The sequence below is a fragment of the Qipengyuania sp. RANM35 genome (assembly GCF_041021145.2).
GTDB lineage: Bacteria > Pseudomonadota > Alphaproteobacteria > Sphingomonadales > Sphingomonadaceae > Qipengyuania > Qipengyuania soli.
The window spans coordinates 1,486,509-1,502,135 of sequence record NZ_CM196433.1 but is presented as its reverse complement, the minus strand read 5'-3'; the positions used below and the strand labels follow the sequence as shown (position 1 = coordinate 1,502,135).

The 15,627-nt window shown below is 61.5% G+C and carries 18 protein-coding genes; 5 read left to right on the top strand and 13 right to left on the bottom strand.

Going from position 1 to position 15,627, the window contains the following annotated elements:
• Window positions 1-16 precede the first annotated feature (16 nt).
• Together RAM60_RS07495 and RAM60_RS07490 are read left to right on the top strand one after the other, a co-directional pair.
• Window positions 17-2,005, top strand: coding sequence for an ATP-binding protein (locus RAM60_RS07495; RefSeq protein WP_369027283.1), 1,989 nt, complete (start codon window positions 17-19; stop codon window positions 2,003-2,005).
• Window positions 2,006-2,074: 69 nt separating this feature from the next.
• Entirely contained in the window at window positions 2,075-2,887 is an 813-nt protein-coding gene (locus RAM60_RS07490) for a hypothetical protein (protein WP_369027284.1), read from the top strand.
• Here RAM60_RS07490 and RAM60_RS07485 read toward each other — a convergent pair.
• The 3 genes from RAM60_RS07485 to RAM60_RS07475 form a co-directional block, all read right to left on the bottom strand.
• Window positions 2,884-3,150, bottom strand: a complete 267-nt coding sequence (locus RAM60_RS07485; protein ID WP_369027285.1) for a ribosomal protein L7/L12 — start codon at window positions 3,148-3,150, stop codon at window positions 2,884-2,886. The two genes, RAM60_RS07490 and RAM60_RS07485, sit on opposite strands and share 4 nt — an antisense overlap.
• 59 nt (window positions 3,151-3,209) lie before the next feature.
• Complete coding sequence (locus RAM60_RS07480; protein ID WP_369027286.1) at window positions 3,210-3,725, bottom strand: septal ring lytic transglycosylase RlpA family protein; 516 nt, start codon at window positions 3,723-3,725, stop codon at window positions 3,210-3,212.
• Between the two features lie 956 nt (window positions 3,726-4,681).
• Entirely contained in the window at window positions 4,682-5,896 is a 1,215-nt protein-coding gene (locus RAM60_RS07475; protein ID WP_369027287.1) for an argininosuccinate synthase, read from the bottom strand.
• Window positions 5,897-6,040: 144 nt separating this feature from the next.
• Between RAM60_RS07475 and RAM60_RS07470 the strand changes: the two genes are divergently transcribed.
• Window positions 6,041-6,403, top strand: a complete 363-nt coding sequence (locus tag RAM60_RS07470) for a DUF2147 domain-containing protein (RefSeq protein ID WP_369027288.1) — start codon at window positions 6,041-6,043, stop codon at window positions 6,401-6,403.
• Window positions 6,404-6,474: 71 nt separating this feature from the next.
• Here RAM60_RS07470 and RAM60_RS07465 read toward each other — a convergent pair whose 3' ends face one another.
• Window positions 6,475-7,722: a class I SAM-dependent methyltransferase gene (locus RAM60_RS07465; RefSeq protein ID WP_369027289.1), complete on the bottom strand. Its 1,248-nt coding sequence runs from the start codon at window positions 7,720-7,722 to the stop codon at window positions 6,475-6,477.
• Window positions 7,723-7,762: 40 nt separating this feature from the next.
• Between RAM60_RS07465 and RAM60_RS07460 the strand changes: the two genes are divergently transcribed.
• A complete protein-coding gene (locus RAM60_RS07460) occupies window positions 7,763-8,197 on the top strand; it encodes a DUF1801 domain-containing protein (RefSeq protein ID WP_369027290.1) in 435 nt (144 codons plus the stop codon).
• 3 nt (window positions 8,198-8,200) lie between these two features.
• On the opposite strand, the gene RAM60_RS07455 is transcribed toward RAM60_RS07460, so the two are convergent.
• The 7 genes from RAM60_RS07455 to rlmN form a co-directional block, all read right to left on the bottom strand.
• Window positions 8,201-8,941 (bottom strand): molybdopterin-dependent oxidoreductase, encoded by a 741-nt coding sequence (locus tag RAM60_RS07455; RefSeq protein WP_369027291.1) that lies wholly within the window; start codon window positions 8,939-8,941, stop codon window positions 8,201-8,203.
• Complete coding sequence (locus RAM60_RS07450; protein WP_369027292.1) at window positions 8,931-9,602, bottom strand: cytochrome b/b6 domain-containing protein; 672 nt, start codon at window positions 9,600-9,602, stop codon at window positions 8,931-8,933. Before RAM60_RS07450 ends, RAM60_RS07455 begins: the two co-directional genes overlap by 11 nt.
• The gene (locus RAM60_RS07445; protein ID WP_369027293.1) at window positions 9,599-10,369 is read right to left on the bottom strand and encodes an SDR family oxidoreductase; all 771 of its coding nucleotides are present in this window, start codon (window positions 10,367-10,369) and stop codon (window positions 9,599-9,601) included. The genes RAM60_RS07450 and RAM60_RS07445 overlap by 4 nt, the downstream gene beginning before the upstream one ends.
• Window positions 10,370-10,469: 100 nt before the next feature.
• On the bottom strand, window positions 10,470-10,856 hold the full coding sequence (locus RAM60_RS07440) for a glycine zipper 2TM domain-containing protein (protein WP_369027294.1): 387 nt from the start codon (window positions 10,854-10,856) through the stop codon (window positions 10,470-10,472).
• A gap of 133 nt (window positions 10,857-10,989) precedes the next feature.
• Entirely contained in the window at window positions 10,990-11,634 is a 645-nt protein-coding gene (locus tag RAM60_RS07435) for an MOSC domain-containing protein (protein ID WP_369027295.1), read from the bottom strand.
• 170 nt (window positions 11,635-11,804) lie between these two features.
• Complete coding sequence (locus RAM60_RS07430; RefSeq protein ID WP_369027296.1) at window positions 11,805-12,410, bottom strand: class I SAM-dependent methyltransferase; 606 nt, start codon at window positions 12,408-12,410, stop codon at window positions 11,805-11,807.
• Window positions 12,410-13,648 carry a dual-specificity RNA methyltransferase RlmN gene (rlmN, locus tag RAM60_RS07425; protein ID WP_369027297.1) on the bottom strand — a complete coding sequence of 413 codons (1,239 nt, stop codon included), beginning with the start codon at window positions 13,646-13,648 and terminating at the stop codon, window positions 12,410-12,412. Before rlmN ends, RAM60_RS07430 begins: the two co-directional genes overlap by 1 nt.
• Before the next feature lie 297 nt (window positions 13,649-13,945).
• On the opposite strand from rlmN, the gene RAM60_RS07420 reads away from it, so the two are divergent.
• Window positions 13,946-14,611: an outer membrane protein gene (locus RAM60_RS07420; protein ID WP_369027298.1), complete on the top strand. Its 666-nt coding sequence runs from the start codon at window positions 13,946-13,948 to the stop codon at window positions 14,609-14,611.
• A 53-nt stretch (window positions 14,612-14,664) separates the two neighbouring features.
• Here RAM60_RS07420 and RAM60_RS07415 read toward each other — a convergent pair whose 3' ends face one another.
• On the bottom strand, window positions 14,665-15,150 hold the full coding sequence (locus tag RAM60_RS07415) for a hypothetical protein (RefSeq protein ID WP_369027299.1): 486 nt from the start codon (window positions 15,148-15,150) through the stop codon (window positions 14,665-14,667).
• Window positions 15,143-15,622 carry a transcription elongation factor GreB gene (gene greB, locus RAM60_RS07410; RefSeq protein ID WP_369027300.1) on the bottom strand — a complete coding sequence of 160 codons (480 nt, stop codon included), beginning with the start codon at window positions 15,620-15,622 and terminating at the stop codon, window positions 15,143-15,145. Before greB ends, RAM60_RS07415 begins: the two co-directional genes overlap by 8 nt.
• Window positions 15,623-15,627 lie beyond the last annotated feature (5 nt).

Below are 15,627 nucleotides of genomic sequence, written 5' to 3'. Positions count from 1 at the left end.
AAAGCGGGGAGTTCAGATGGGTGAAGAAGTGTTTTCGATCGACGGGTTCGATCCGTTGGCGACGGACTATGGAGCCACTGAGAATGAGGCACTTTTGAACGATGCCAACCGCCGAATAGTACAGAACATTCTGAAATCTTATACCGGCTATTATGATCTTTTCGCGGAGACCATTCAAAACTCACTCGACGCTATGGAGTCTAAGCAACGCTTGCTTGATGATAACAGTTATAAGCCCAAGCTTTGGATCACGATCGATATCAAGAACGAGTCCGTTCGTGTGGTCGACAACGGGACCGGCATGTCGATGGATGAATTTCGGTTTTTCTTGAAACCGAACGTGAGCTTCAAGGATCCAAAGGGTAATCGCGGACAGAAGGGCGTCGGCGCAACTTTTCTTGCCTACGGATTTTCAGTATTAAGAACTCACACAAGATCTAAGGGCGGCGACATTGCGGCGATCCTTCGGAACGGGAGGCAGTGGGCCCAAGATCACGGCGGCACCATCCCCAGGCCTGCATTTGAGGCGGAAGACTTCCGCGTTCCTGAGTTATCTCCAGGGGAGACGGGGACTGCGGTGGAGGTGATTCTTAGCGGACTTTCAGGTGAACGTCCGCGAGATCTAAGCTGGCAAGGTGCTAGAAATGCAAAGCAGTGGTACGATGTACTTCGTATCAAGAGTCCGCTGGGAGGTGTGTATCTCCATTCCTCGAAATTCTTTCCCAGGGTTTGGCTTAAGGTAGTCGATCTGGATGGATCGGAATCCATTCATGAGGCCGAGCAGCCAGAATACTTTTACCCTCATGAGATGGAGGACATTAAAGTTGCCACCGTCAAAGATGTCGAGGCTTCTCTCCAGAAAATTCAGGGCAGTGCGGAGCAACGCTTTGCAAAGCTCGGAAGTGAATTCAAGCGATTAGACTGCCTTTGGGAAATCTACGACAAACAAAACCTGGTGGACGCTGAAGGCTGGTTCGCTTCCGCACTCGACGATGAAGATCGGTCTTTGATCGAACGCCATAATGTCGTGATCTACGCTGCATTCCTCCGCTCAGCGAAGATGTGGGCAACATTCAACGACGACGAGCTAAAGCTTCGCAAGGGGCAACGGATTATCCATGGTGGCTTACAAATGGCATCCGACTTTATGGTGCAGGGTGACCTCTCGATAATTCCCCTCACAAGCACAATCGGTTACCAAGCAAATACCCATGTAGTCGCGCACTTCACAGATGGTAGCCCTGATATGGGCCGAAAAGTCTTCCAGCCTGAACTTAAGGAGTTGGCTGACAAGATTGCGGTAAGATGCGTGACGATTTTCAAGCGTTACCTCCAACACTTGAAGCCTGACACCGGCGCAACCGGTGGCGCGCCTGACCGAGACTTGCATGAGTGGAAGAAGGCCCAGGAAGAGTATCGCAACAAAAGTGGGCTAAGTTTAAGCTTTGAGGGAGGCAAAATAGCCATCCTTTCTAAACCACAGCAAGAACAAGATGTGATTGCGCTATTCCATGAACTAATCGGACGAGGAGCGCTGTATGGCTATGAGTTTTTTGCTACGTCTCAGCATGATCGATACGATTCCCTATTTCAGTTGAATTATACAGATGAGGACAGGGCAAAGTTCTCGAAAGCGAATAACCTTTTGGGAGTAGACTCGAGTTTGGGATTTCCATATTTGTCAGAGCCAAGAGTTCTTGAATATAAATTTGACTTGGATGCACTTGTTCGAGAGTTTGCAAGTGAAGTTAAATATCCAAGCCACATAAATCTGGTCGTTTGTTGGAAAGCTGAGAAACAGTGGAGGGAAAAATATTATTTGAATTCTCTACTTGTCGGAGATGAAGGCGGCGCTCGATTGTCATTTGGGGCCACTCATCAAGCCTTTCCTGACTCCGGTGGGTCACAACCTGACTTCGAAGTAATAATTCTAGAAGACCTTCTCAACTTTATCACCGATCCGGAAGGCGAAATCGCGAGGCAAAAAATTCGGTATAAGGACTGAGAGTAGCCCTGTCCTACACCCCAATCCCCGCATAACTAACCCGGTTCACTCCACTCCATGAGGTGAACCATGAACGCCCTCGTCACCGTAACCACTGCCCCCCACACCATCTTCACTCCGCGCGCGCAGGGGGAGTTTCTCGAGAGCCTCCAGCTCAATGGCAATGTCCGGCTCGCCTGCCGCGCGGCGCGGGTTTCGGCGCAGACAGCCTATCGCGCGCGGCGGCGCTCTGTGGCCCTTGCGCGGGCGTGGGATGCGGCGCTGCTCGCGGCGCGAGACCATGCCGAGGAAGTGCTCGCCGACCGGGCCCTGAACGGGGTGGAGGAGGCGGTGTTCTACCACGGCGAGGAGGTCGCGCGGCGCCGCCGCTATGACAGCCGCCTGCTGCTCGCGCATCTCGTCCGGCTCGACCGCATGGCCGAGCGGCCCGAGGTCCAGGCCGCGCTTGCGCTGCTCGACGGGCAGATCGAGGGGCTGGCGCGCGGCGAGGAACTGTCCGATCCTGCCCCTGCCGCCTGCCCTCACGCGGAGAGGGGGGAAAAACGCCAGGACCGTGTTCCACCTGTTCCATCCTGTAGGGATTGCGGGGGCGATTGCGACATTCCCCATGCCGATCTGGGGCCGGACGATTGCCAGTGGTACCCGAACCGCGTGGCGCGGATGGAGGAGGCGCGGCCCGACCTTGCGGACACGCCCGACGAACTCGCCCGCGAACTGGCCGGGAAGCGGGGCGAGGACTGGGAGGAATGCGCCGACGCGATCGAGGGCTTCCAGCTCGAGGCCTTCGAGGCCGGCGGGCACGAATGGTGGCTGGTCACCGACGAGCCGGAAATGCTCGACTCGATCCTCCACGACTATTGCGAGGAGGATGAGGGGAGTTAGGGCCTTTCGACCAGGTCCTTGGCTTCCTTGAGGCCGAGGCCGGTCCGCTTGCGCACCAGCTTGATCGCCTCGATCTTGCGCCCCGCCGCCAGTGCCGCGGCCACATCGGGATCGGCGAGCGCCTTGTGCGCTTCGGCGGGGCTGACGGGGGTGCTGCGCCGCTGGCGCTCGATCATGTCGCCGCCGCCGCGCCTGCGGGCCGCGAGGACGAAGACGAGCAGCAGCACGCCGCCGAGGAACAGGAAGGGCAGGGGGATGTACATGGGGCGAGGCTACACAAGCCCCGCGTGCCTGTCAGCCCGCGCTGCGCTCGGTCGACGCCCTAGTCGACCAGCGCGAGTTCGACCGTGCCGTGGCCGCGGGCGACCAGGCCCAGCTCGGTGGCGGCGGCGCGGCTCACGTCGATCACGCGACCGCCGTGGAAGGGGCCGCGATCGTTGATGCGGACCACCACCGACTTGCCGTTCGACGGGTTGGTAACCCGCACGCGCGAACCGAAGGGCAGGGTGCGGTGCGCAGCGGTCATCTCGTTCATGCGGAAGACTTCGCCACTGGCGGTGCGCCGACCGTCGAATGCGCGGCCGTAAAAGGATGCGGTGCCGCTGCCGAGCGGGGTGCCGGCGGTTTCGGTGACCGGCTCGATGCTGTCGATGTCGACCGCACCGGAGGTGGCCACGGGGGCAGGGGGCAGCGTTTCGAACTGGGCGAAGCTGGACGCAAAGGCGACATCGGCCGCGACAGCCGCCGCCACGCCATCGCGGTCGGCCGAGTGGCCCGCGGTTGTCGGCAAGGCCGTTGCAGCAATGAAAAGCAGCGTGCGTATCGCGCGTTTGGCCATGATCTGGACCTCCCGTTCGGTTCCGGCGGCTATACCGGAGGGGGTCCCGGGAGTCCTTAACAGGAGGGGTTCCTGCCCCATTTGCGCCACAGTTCGTCGTGGTTCGGGGAACGGCGATCCGTTTTCCTACAGTATCTTGGGGGTGCTACCGAGTCGCGATACGAGTGGTTGGAGGCCGCAGCGCTTTCACATTGCCGGCAGCAAGTAAGGCTTTGCCATGCGATATGTGGCCGTACGGAAACTTGCTTCCCGCATAGCAAATGGGGCCGGCATTGCTGCCGACCCCACTCTCACCGATGCGTGGTCTTGTCTCCGAAGAGGCAGGAACTTGGCATCCGATGTTTCCCCGTCCGTCGCATCCGAAGATCCGTCTTCCGGTTCTGTCACCGGCGCTCGCACCGGCATCCGGCTCCACCCTCCAGTCTACCCGGTCAAGTGCGCCAGGTCCGAAGACCCTCGCTTCTGTCCCAGGCCGGCCTTCAACAGGCGGCTCCGCAGCAAGACCTTCCGTATTGGCCGAAGCCTCGAGCGGTTGCGTCACTCTCTGGTCCGAAGACCTTCCTGCGACACCTCCATCGGCGTCCGGCCGGGTTGGCCATGCTCGTGCTGGAATGACTTCACGGTTCCGTCATCGACCCGCCTTGTCTCCGGCCGAAGCCTTCGCCACGAGGGTCTCTTGATCCGTGCGGACAGCTTCCGTCACGTCTTTCCGGTCTGGAATTCTTCCTAACTTTCAGATCGTTAGATCTTCCGGTTCGGTTGGCTTCCTCGCCGTTCCGATGAGTTAAAGCTGCTCCTCGCGGACCGATTCTGCAATCGCGCAAGAGTATAGTTTTCCACTTTCCCCGCTTTTCCCTGTGGAGGGGGGTGGATAACTCAACGGTTCATCGCAAAAATAATCCAAATGCAATGCTGCAGGCGCAATATTGCGATGCACAACCCATGTTGCAGCGCAATTACCTGTCGCGCTTGGCAAGCAGGCGCAAGCGGAGCGCGTTCAGCTTGATGAAGCCTTCGGCGTCCTTCTGGTCGTATGCGCCGGCGTCATCCTCGAAGGTCACGTGCGCTTCCGAATAGAGCGAATTGGGCGATTTGCGGCCGACGACGCTCGCCAGACCTTTGTACAACTTCAGCCGGACGGTCCCGCTGACCTTTTCCTGGCTGAGGTCGATCGCCGCCTGCAGCATCTCGCGCTCCGGGCTGAACCAAAAACCGTTGTAGATGAGCTCGGCATACTTGGGCATGAGCTCGTCCTTGAGATGCGCCGCCCCGCGGTCGAGGGTGATCTGCTCGATCCCGCGATGGGCGCGGGCATAGATCTCGCCGCCGGGTGTCTCGTACATCCCGCGGCTCTTCATGCCGACGAAGCGGTTTTCGACGAGATCGAGACGGCCGATGCCGTGCTTGCGGCCGAGCTCGTTGAGAGCCGTCAGCAGGGTCGCCGGGCTCATCGCCTCGCCATTCAGGGCAACGCCGTCACCCTTTTCGAAATCGATCGTGATGTATTCGGGCGTGTCGGGCGCGCTCTCAGGGTGATCGGTGCGCGAATAGACGTAGTCGGGCGTCTCCTCCCACGGGTCCTCGAGGACCTTGCCCTCCGACGAGGTGTGGAGGAGGTTCGCGTCGGTTGAGAACGGACTCTCGCCACGCTTGTCCTTGGGAACGGCGATCTGGTGCGCTTCAGCCCAGGCGATGAGGGCGGTGCGGCTGGTGAGGTTCCACTCGCGCCACGGGGCGATCACGCGAATATTTGGATCGAGCGCATAGGCCGACAGCTCGAAGCGTACCTGGTCGTTGCCTTTGCCGGTTGCGCCATGGGCGATGGCATCGGCACCGGTCTCGTGCGCGATCTCGACGAGGCGCTTGGAAATCAGCGGGCGGGCGATCGACGTGCCAAGGAGGTAGTCGCCTTCATAGCGGGCGTTGGCGCGCATCATCGGGAAGACGAAATCGCGCACGAACTCCTCGCGCAGGTCCTCGATGAAGATGTGATTGTCAGGAATGCCCATGGCCTTGGCCTTGGCGCGCGCCGGTTCGATCTCTTCGCCCTGACCGAGGTCGGCGGTGAAGGTCACGACTTCGAGACCTCGCTCCACGCTCAGCCACTTGGCGATGACGGAGGTATCGAGGCCACCGGAATAGGCGAGGACGACGCGTTTGATATCGGACATTGGGCTACCTTGGCTTTGACGAGCGCGCGGCTAGCAGGGGCGGGCGGGCGCGGCAATGGAGAAGGGGCAGGGGCAAGGCAAGCGCGGCTATCGACTCCCTCCGCATATATGCTAATATTCGCATATTCTAATAAGGAGAGGGTGATGGGGAAAATTTCGAAGGGGATCGCTTTTGCGGTCCTGGCAATGGGCGTGGCTGCTCCGGCGGTGGCTGGCGATCCCACTGGCAACTACCAGCGCAAGAACGGTGACAAGGTTCACGTCTGGGTGGCCGAAGACAAGCTCTATTGCCGGATTACCGAGGGCAAGAAGAAGGACTTCGAGATGTGCCACGGCATGTCACCGCAGGGCGAGGCCTGGTTTGGCAAGAAGATGAAGCACCCCGGCATGCCGGGCTTCATGACCTTCAATGGCACCGTCACCCATGATGCGAAGAGTATCAAGATCAAGGGGTGCGCCATGGGCAAGTCCATGTGTGACAGCGAGGTCTGGACCAAGCTGGACTAGGAACAGACCGCACCTTCCCGCGGCGCTCACTACCTGATCCGTCCGCAAACAGGCGCGGCGGGCTCGGCCAGCTATATGGGCCGGAGGCTCGCTTCTGCACCCGCAATGTAATCGCGTGTGAGCGGGATGGCATGGCGGCTACGCACGTACTGGATCTGGTAGTTCCCCATCGAGCCCCATTCGAAAGCTGCTGTCGCCCCGGCGAGGTAGAAGGTCCACATGCGATAGAAACGCTCGTCGTACATGGCGAGGATGGCGTCGCGGTTGGCCTCGCAATTGGCGTACCAGGCGCGCAGCGTCCGGGCGTAGTGCAGGCGCAATGTCTCTATGTCGGAGTGGATCAGGCGGCTCTTCTCGCTGGCGGCCAAGGTTTCGGACAGTGCCGGGATGTAGCCGCCCGGGAAGATGTACTTGCGGGTAAAGGCATCGGTCGTCCCCGGTCCTCCGAAGCGCCCGATCGTGTGGAGTAACATCACGCCATCGTCGGCGAGCAGGTTCGCGCAACAGCGGAAGAATGTCTCGAACTGCGGTCGCCCGACATGCTCGAACATGCCGACCGACACGATCCGGTCGAAGCGCTGTCCCCGCGCCGGGACGTCGCGATAGTCGACCAGATCGAATGTGACGCGATCGGCGACGCCCGCCGACACGGCGCGTTCCCGAGCGAGGGCGAGCTGCTCCTGCGAGAGCGTGATACCGGTGACACGCACGTCGAACTTGCTCGCGAGATAGATCGCCATCCCGCCCCATCCGCAGCCAATGTCGAGCACGTTCTGCCCGTCGGCAAGCGCAAGCTTTGCGGCAATATGCGCAAGCTTGGCCTCCTGTGCTTCGCATAGTGTGGTCACACCTTCTGGCCAGTAGGCACAGGAATACTGCATGTGCTCGGGATCGAGCATGAGGCGGTAGAGGGCGTTGCCGATATCGTAGTGGTGCGAAACGTTGCGGCGCGATCCGATCCTGTTGTTGACCGACTCAATTGCGAATGCCGCGCGGTTTTTGAGGCGCTGAGCCAATCTCGGCGCGCGAAGAACCCCGCCGCGCTCCCACGGCTTGTTCGACCGCAGCAATTGGACCAGATCCATGATCCCGCCGCGCTCGATTACGAGGCGACCGTCCATGAATGCCTCACCCGCACCGATGCGGGGATCGAGCAGGATGTCACGCGGCACCTTGGCATCGGTGAAGGCAATGGCGATATCGGGAAAACCATCTGATGACTTGCCGAATGTGCGCTCGTCCCCGTCAGCAAAGCGCACTGAAAGGGTGCCTTCGCGCACCGTCGATTCAAGAAACCGGGCAACGAGGCGCTTGCTCATGCTATGCTCGCAATCCTTTCACCTGCCGGAGCTGTAATCGATGGCCGAAGCCAAGACTGTCGTCACAAGGATCGAACCTGCTGACTTCATCTCGCAGGTAGGGCCGGAGCGCAAGCGCGAGGAGGCCCAGGTGCTCGATCAGATTTTCCGCGATGCGACAGGCGAGAAACCCCAGATGTGGGGGCCAAGCATCATCGGATACGGATCCTACCAGTACCGGTATGAAAGCGGGCATGGAGGGACCATGTGCCGTCAGGGCTTCAGCCCGCGCAAGGCCAAGCATTCGCTCTATGTCCTGCGTTGCGGGGACGAAACCGAAGCGGCGGCTTTCGCCCCGTTGCTCGCGAAACTGGGCAAACATTCGATGGGCAAGGCCTGCCTCTATGTGAACAAGCTCGACGACATCGATCTCGAAGTGCTCGAGGAGATGATCCGGCTGGCATGGAAGCGGTCCTGCGACTCCTTCCCTGAATAGGCCCTAGATTCCGGCGTACCATTGGTAGCCGGACCGGTCTTCCCAGAACCCGCCTTGCCCCTCGCCGATGCCTTCGAGGCTCGCGACAGCTTCGATTGCGGTGAGGTATTTCGCCTGCTTGTAGCCGAGTTGTCGTTCGATCCGCATGCGAAACGGCGCACCGTTTCGGACTGGCAGTGGTTCACCATTGAGCTGGTGGGCAACGATCGTTTGCGGATGGAAAGCATCGACCAGGTCAATGCTCTCGTAATAGCTCGTGCCCTTGTATTCGTCGGCACAGTGGAAGACGATGAAGCGGGCCTCCGGCTTCAACTTTGCGGCTTCCAGCAACAGGGAGAGCAGCGGTCCGGTCCATTCGCCGATCGCGCTCCAGCCCTCGACACAATCGTGGCGCGTTACCTGCGTGCGCTGGGGAAGCTTGCGGACATTGTCGAGCGACAGGCTGAGCGGCGTTTCCACCAGTCCGCGGATCTCGAGCCGCCAGTCACGAAAGCCATTGGCAGCATGGCGCGGATATTCGCCGTTCTGCGGATCGGTCGAGCCATTCCCGCGGAAGAACGGGGACACGGCGCTGCGCGGATACTCGGGTGCGAGCGCCTTGCGGTCGATCAGCAGGCGGTGTGCACCCCGATGCCACTTCTCCGCAGCGGAAAGAAGCTTTGCCCCCGTATCGGTTTCCGCCACCTTGTTGCAGCCGGCAACCCAGAGCGCACCGAGGCCGGCGAGGACACTCCTACGCTTCATCGATGCGTCCTCCGGTGAGCATGTCCCTGATCTGGTGGATCGGCCCTGAAAGGACGACCAGCGCGATATGGACGAAGAAGAAACCGCAAGTGGCGAAGGCGAAGATGAAGTGCAGGCTCCGTGCCGACTGGCGACCTCCGAACAGGTTGATGAGCCAGCCGAACGCCGGGCCCATTCCGGGGCTGATAGAAATGCCGGTGAAGATCATCATGGGCAGGAAAATGCCGAGAACCGCCCCGTAAGCGAGCTTCTGGAGGAAGTTGTACTTGCCTCCGGCATGGCTGAAATCGAGCTTCAGGTGCTGGACTATGTCATCGAGGATGGCTTGCGGACGCCATTCGCTGCGGGCGGTGGCGATGTCGCGCACGAAGTGCCTGCTCACGAGCATGGCGACCCACATGAACAGCAGGCCCAAGGCGAAAGGCCAGGCCATGAGGATATGCCAGTCACGCGCCACGGCCAGGCTGTAGTGGCCGGGGATGGTCATCCAGTCGGGAAAACGCGGCACGTCGAACCACGCTTGCCGGGCATCGAAACCCCAGTCGCCCCAATACAGGTGCCGATGGGCGTTGGAAATGGTCAGGCCGGACATGAAGAGGACGACGACGCATAGGGCATTGAGCCAATGCCACAGGCGCGTGCTGAGCGAATGCCGCTTCATGAAGCAGCTCCCTCACGCGCGAGATAGATCACGTCGCGGGGCTGGCGCAGCAGGTGCTGGCCGCTGTCGAGATAAAGTGTCTGTCCGCTCTTAAGGCTGCCCTCGGCCAGGAACAGTGCCGCGTCGGCGACTTCTTCCTTTGCCGTCTTGCGGGCAAGCAGGTTCATCCGGTGGGAAAGTTCGGTCTCTTCCTCGCGCTGGTCGTGGCTGGCGAGGATGGCACCGGGGGCGAGGGCATAGACCCGATCCTCGGGACGGCACGCTCCCATCGCCAGCATTGGCACTGTGGCCGCAAGGGCATGCTTGCTCATGGTGTAGCTGAAGAAGTCGGGGTTGGGGTTGGCGATCTTCTGGTCGGTGACATGGATTACGCGCCTCCCCAAGCGAGCCTGTGCTCCAGCAAGATAGGCCTGGGCCATTCGTGCGGGGGTACGGGCATTGACCTGCATTGCCCGCTCGTTCGTGGCAGGGTCGAGTTCGGTTACATTGTCGAACTCGAATATTGCGGCGCAATTGATGAAAGCCCGCCAGTCCGGAATGCGCCCGGTCAGCGATGCGATCATGGCGACTGCCGCGTCGCCGTCGGCCAGATCGCAACCGACCGTTTCGGCATGGGCTAGAGTTTCGGCGAGCGCCTCCGCGGCGTGCCGGGAGCGGCCGTAGTGGATGACGACGTGCCAACCCGCGGCTGCGAAACGCTGGACAATGGCCTTGCCGAGACGGTGCGCCCCTCCGGTAACCAGAACGCTCGGCCTGTCGCTGCTCATGCGCGAACCATAGCCGAGGCGTCGCCAAAAGAAAGCGCGCCGCTACCGGCTTTCGGTGGCGGCGCGCTCTTGCGATCCGAAGGGCCCTGGACCCTCGTCGTTAGCGGCAGCTCAGGCTGCCACGGTCGATTTCGCGACCGACGATGGCACCGACTGCGCCACCGAGAATGGCGCCGAGCGTCTTGTCGCCACGACCCGCAAGCTCATGGCCTGCAAGGGCACCGACGCCAGCGCCGATCACCAGACCGGTGGTGCCATTGTCGCGGCGGCAGTAGTAGCGGCCATCGCGTCCGCGCCACATGTAGTCGTCCCGGCTGATGCGGCGCGGCGTGACGTAGTAGCCGCGGCTGTCGTACATGGCGCGGTCCTTGGCACGCTTGCCGTGCGCGGGGGTCCATGGTGGCGGGTCGGCGGCGGCCGGGGTTGCGGTGGCGAGGCCGGTAAGGGCCATGGTGCCGGCGGCGAATGCGAGTGCGATCTTCTTCATCGTTCTACCTCATCTGCGATGTGTCGGTTCCTTGAACCCACAATGCGCGAGGCTGCAGAACCGCGGATGAACAAGCGCGCTTAACTCCAAATTAGCGATAAAACGAGGCATCTGGCGGGACGAATGGACGCCTTCAGGCGAACTTCGCCTCCGCTTTCTTGCGCCAAACGGGGCCGAGGGCCGGGAGCGCAATGAATTCTTCAATTTCCGCGCGGTCGGGCACCCGTTTCGGCTCGAACAACAAGGCAAACGCCCGTTCGACAGTCCACTCCGGCGCGCCACTTTCGACCCGCTCGAAGATATCGCCCGCCTCAGCCTCACCTCCCTCGAGCACCCGATAATACCACCCGCAACGACCGTTCGCGACGATGCGCTTCACCATGTCGGGTTGCTCGAAGTGGCGGGCGAGGGTGCTGCAGGGCTGGCGGCCCATGCTGACTTCCAGCAGCGCGCTGCCGACCCTGAAGCGATCGCCGATGAGGATGTCGCTCTCCGTGAGGCCCGCCACATGCAGGTTCTCACCGAAGGCGCCCGGAGTTCCAAGCCTCGCCACCGCGGGTAGCTCGGTGCGCCAATAGCCGTAGTGGTCCGCCGGATAGTGGTGCACTGCCATATGCTCGCCGCCGTGATGCTTGCGGTCCACCTGCGCGTCGCCGTCGAGGCCCATACGACCGATGCGAATTTGACCCGTGCGTTCCTGCTTGTCGATCGCACTCAGCTTGCCGTCAGGCAGCGGGCTCGGCGTGCCGGTGCAAAGGGCGAGGAGTCTGGCACTCATTCCGAAATCAGGGTCCTACAGGATGGAACACATGGAACACGGTCCAGCATATTAATATCTCTCCCTCGCCAAACTGGCGGAAATCCGAGGTTTTCGACGATCGGATGCGCGCAATGACAATCTTTCAGCACAGGTCTGAAATGTAGGAAAGGCCTGTCCGACGAGCGTTCTCAAACGATGCGCTGCACCGTCAGGGCGAGCCAGTCGCGCTGCGTCCCGTCACGCCCGCTCCCGGGATAACGCTCGCGTTCGACGAACGTGAATCCGGCGTTCCGATATGCGTCTTCAAGCCACTCGGGCGATGGCAGGTTGGTCCAGCGGCCCAACAGGTCACGCCCTTCATCGGGATGCGCTTCGTCGCACAGCTTGTAATTGGCGAAATGGAGACCATTGGGGCGGAGCGCCCGGTGGATGGCGACGAGGACCCCCGGAAGGGCGGCGCGGGGAAGGTGGAGCAGGCTCGCATGCGCCCAGACGGCGTCATACGCAGCCTCCACTGCCAACTCGTCGAAACGCATCTGGCGTGCCGGCACTGCGCGCAGGTCCCTGGCCTTGCTGACCATGGCCGCCGTGCCGTCGGTAGCATCCACGATGAAACCGCAGCCCAGCATATGCGCGGCGTCGCGGCCGCCTCCACAACCCAGCTCGAGGATTTCCGAGCCTGGAGCGAGACGTGCGAGAAATCCATCCAGATGGTGGCTGCGGCCTTGCGGCCCGCGAGCTGTGTAGTCAGGCGCCTCGCGTTCGTACCAAGCGAGCGTCGCCTCGTCGGTCATCAGGAAGCGGCAGCCTCGGCAGCCTCGCGATCGCGCTGGGCTCGGCTCTTCTTCTCGGCGGCGGTCTTCAGCTGGCCGCAGGCGGCATCGATGTCGCGACCGCGCGGGGTGCGGACAGGCGCGCTGATCCCGTGCTCGAAGATGATCTCGGAGAAACGCTTCACCCGCTCGGGCGTCGAGCATTCATAAGGCGCGCCGGGCCACGGGTTGAACGGGATCAAATTGACCTTGGCGGGCAACTTGTACTGCTTGATCAGGCGCACGAGTTCGCGCGCGTGTTCGTCGCTGTCATTCTTGTCCTTGAGCATCACGTATTCGAAAGTGATGCGACGGGCATTGCTGGCGCCGGGATAGTCGGCGCAGGCCTGCAGCAGTTCCTCGATGCCGTATTTCTTGTTGATCGGGACGATCTCGTCGCGGATTTCCTTGGTCACCGCGTGGAGCGAGACGGCAAGATTGACGCCGATTTCCTCGCCACACTTTTCCATCATCGGCACGACGCCGCTGGTGGAAAGCGTGATGCGACGCTTGGACAAAGCCAGTCCGTCGCCGTCCATCACGAGGCGCAGCGCGTCGCGGACATTGTCGAAATTGTACAGCGGCTCGCCCATGCCCATCATGACGATGTTGGTCAGCAGGCGCCCGTCGGCGGTGTACTCCGCCTCGTCCGCATCATCGGCAAAATCCATCTTGCCCTTGGGCCATTCGCCCAGGGCGTCGCGCGCCAGCATGACCTGCCCGACGATCTCGCCGGGCGTCAGGTTGCGCACCAGCTTCATCGTGCCCGTGTGGCAGAACCGGCAGTTGAGCGTGCAGCCCACCTGGCTCGACACGCACAGCGTGCCGCGATCGGCATCGGGGATGAACACCATTTCGAAATCGTGGCCGTCATCGGTCTGGAGCAGCCATTTGCGCGTGCCGTCGACCGAGTGCTGGGCCTCGATCACAATGGGACGACCGACGACGAAGCGCTCGGCCAGCCAGGGGCGCATGGTCTTGGCGATATCGGTCATCGCCTCGAAATCGGTGACGCCGCGATGGTAGAGCCAGTGGTATACCTGCTTGGCGCGCAGCTTTGCCTGCTTCGGTTCCAACCCGGCGGTCTCGAACAATTCCCGGATCCGCTCCTTCGGCAGACCAAGCAGGTCAATGCGACCGTCGGCGCGCGGCGTGATGTCACGCGCGACGGGAACCGGGTCCACCTGCCCGGGGATGCTCATGAGGTGCGTATCGGCCATGGGAAGCGCGCATATAGTGGCAGGGCGCCATAAAAGAAAGCACGGGCGTGCGGGCGCGCGTGAATGACCGGCTTTCGGTGAAGTTCCCGGGATTCGACCAGCCCGGTCAACGGTTCATCGACGTTTTCGGGTTCGCGTCAATTCGTCGCCCGAACTGAACCACTCATCGCATCAGATGTGTCTAAAAAACAACGATTTTATGTTGTGCCCTGTTCAGGAAACCAACCGCATCGATGCCCCGTTCTGAAGGTCCACGCGGTGCCGGACGGCCCGCGGAACCATAAACGGAGCAATACCATGAACAAGGCAACCGCCTTCCTCGCCGCCGCCTCGATCGCGGCCATTTCGACCCCTGCCTTTGCCCAAAGCACCGACAGCCAGTTCGACGGCTTTCGCGCACAGGGCGTTGCCGGCTACGACATGCTTTCGGCCGGCAGCAGCATCGATGACGACAGCACTGTCGACAACGACCAGTCGATCGAAGGCTTCGTCTACGGCGCCAACGTTGGCTACGACTTCGATATCGGCAACGCCGTGATCGGCGTCGAAGCCGAGCTCACCAAGAGCACGGCGGAGACCGAATTCGCCGATGGCGACTGGGAAGGCTTCGGCTACGGCCGCGTCGATGCCGGACGTGATCTCTTCCTCGGCGTGCGTGCTGGCGTGAAGGCTGCACCGGACCTGCTGGTCTATGCCAAGGGCGGCTACACCAACATGAAGCTCAACCTGCTTTCGAACGATGGCACGACCGAGTTCAACCAGGACCTCGATCTCGACGGCTGGCGCGCAGGTGCGGGCGTTGAATATGCCATCAATCCGAGCACCTTCATCAATGTCGAGTATCGTTATTCGAACTATCAGAAGGGCGAAGTCGACTTCAGCGGCAGCGTTCCCGACAGCAACCGCTTCGACGTTGATCTCGACCGCCACCAGATCATGGCCGGCGTAGGCGTCCGCTTCTAATCGGGCGGATCAGGAAATCGGGCCGGGAGCGCACGTCGCTTCCGGCCCGTTTTCTATTTGAGGCGGGCGCAGCCGAGCGTCGCGGCGTCGATCGCGCTTGCCGCGCCGGCCAATGAATAGTTGTCGGTGAACCGACGGCCGCTGCGATCGGTCGACCTGATCTTCATCCGCGGGGACGAGCGCATTCCGGCAAGGATGGCTGCGTCCATGGTCCGGTCCTCCGCCCAGGCATCGGCCCCGCCGCCCGTCAGGCGAAAACTTTTCCGGCCCAAAATGAGACTTACGGCAGCCTTGTCGGCGATCTGGCGGGATAGGCGAAAGTGGACTTGCCCGCGAAGCTTGCGGCGAGGCCAGGTTCCTACCGAGGCGAAAGGCTCGAACTCGCGCTTCGCCTTGCTATCGGTTGCAACGGCGATCGCATAGCAGCGTGGAACAGAAGGGTCGCGAAACGCGCCCCAGTCCGAAAAAACGCCGAGGCTATCCTTCGCTGCCAGTGGCGCTGCGAGGCATATCAGGGCAAGGGCAATCGTCTTACGCATAGTCGATGGCGATCACTTCCCATTCCTTGTGCCCGCCGGGAAGCCGCACGCTGCGCAAATCCCCGACCGCGGCACCTTTCAGCGCGCGGGCGAGGGGGGAGGACCACCCGATGCGACCGATACCGGCATCCTGCTCGTCATCTCCGACGAGGGTGACCACCTTCTCGTTGTCGTCCTCGTCGGCGAGGGTGACAGTTGCACCGAAGAAGGCACGGTTCTTGTCGGGTTGCTCACCCGGTTCGATGACGCGCGCCGCCTTCATCCTGCGGGCAAGGTAAGCGAGTTCGCGGTCGATCTCCCGCATGCGCTTGCGACCATAGAGATAATCGCCGTTCTCGCTGCGGTCGCCATTGCCCGCCGCCCAGCTGACGATCTCGACGATCTCCGGGCGTTCCTTTCCCAGGAGATGATCGTAGCGTGCCTTCATGGCGGCATAACCGGCGGGCGTTATGGGGTTTGTCGGCGCGGACATGCTGC

What these genes read in the sequence shown, in the direction of transcription:
- RAM60_RS07495 (WP_369027283.1), top strand. Translation starts at nt 17, where the DNA reads ATGGGTGAAGAAGTGTTTTCGATCGACGGGTTCGATCCGTTGGCGACG.
- RAM60_RS07490 (WP_369027284.1), top strand. Translation starts at nt 2,075, where the DNA reads ATGAACGCCCTCGTCACCGTAACCACTGCCCCCCACACCATCTTCACT.
- RAM60_RS07485 (WP_369027285.1), bottom strand. Translation starts at nt 3,150, where the DNA reads ATGTACATCCCCCTGCCCTTCCTGTTCCTCGGCGGCGTGCTGCTGCTC.
- RAM60_RS07480 (WP_369027286.1), bottom strand. Translation starts at nt 3,725, where the DNA reads ATGGCCAAACGCGCGATACGCACGCTGCTTTTCATTGCTGCAACGGCC.
- RAM60_RS07475 (WP_369027287.1), bottom strand. Translation starts at nt 5,896, where the DNA reads ATGTCCGATATCAAACGCGTCGTCCTCGCCTATTCCGGTGGCCTCGAT.
- RAM60_RS07470 (WP_369027288.1), top strand. Translation starts at nt 6,041, where the DNA reads ATGGGGAAAATTTCGAAGGGGATCGCTTTTGCGGTCCTGGCAATGGGC.
- RAM60_RS07465 (WP_369027289.1), bottom strand. Translation starts at nt 7,722, where the DNA reads ATGAGCAAGCGCCTCGTTGCCCGGTTTCTTGAATCGACGGTGCGCGAA.
- RAM60_RS07460 (WP_369027290.1), top strand. Translation starts at nt 7,763, where the DNA reads ATGGCCGAAGCCAAGACTGTCGTCACAAGGATCGAACCTGCTGACTTC.
- RAM60_RS07455 (WP_369027291.1), bottom strand. Translation starts at nt 8,941, where the DNA reads ATGAAGCGTAGGAGTGTCCTCGCCGGCCTCGGTGCGCTCTGGGTTGCC.
- RAM60_RS07450 (WP_369027292.1), bottom strand. Translation starts at nt 9,602, where the DNA reads ATGAAGCGGCATTCGCTCAGCACGCGCCTGTGGCATTGGCTCAATGCC.
- RAM60_RS07445 (WP_369027293.1), bottom strand. Translation starts at nt 10,369, where the DNA reads ATGAGCAGCGACAGGCCGAGCGTTCTGGTTACCGGAGGGGCGCACCGT.
- RAM60_RS07440 (WP_369027294.1), bottom strand. Translation starts at nt 10,856, where the DNA reads ATGAAGAAGATCGCACTCGCATTCGCCGCCGGCACCATGGCCCTTACC.
- RAM60_RS07435 (WP_369027295.1), bottom strand. Translation starts at nt 11,634, where the DNA reads ATGAGTGCCAGACTCCTCGCCCTTTGCACCGGCACGCCGAGCCCGCTG.
- RAM60_RS07430 (WP_369027296.1), bottom strand. Translation starts at nt 12,410, where the DNA reads ATGACCGACGAGGCGACGCTCGCTTGGTACGAACGCGAGGCGCCTGAC.
- rlmN (WP_369027297.1), bottom strand. Translation starts at nt 13,648, where the DNA reads ATGGCCGATACGCACCTCATGAGCATCCCCGGGCAGGTGGACCCGGTT.
- RAM60_RS07420 (WP_369027298.1), top strand. Translation starts at nt 13,946, where the DNA reads ATGAACAAGGCAACCGCCTTCCTCGCCGCCGCCTCGATCGCGGCCATT.
- RAM60_RS07415 (WP_369027299.1), bottom strand. Translation starts at nt 15,150, where the DNA reads ATGCGTAAGACGATTGCCCTTGCCCTGATATGCCTCGCAGCGCCACTG.
- greB (WP_369027300.1), bottom strand. Translation starts at nt 15,622, where the DNA reads ATGTCCGCGCCGACAAACCCCATAACGCCCGCCGGTTATGCCGCCATG.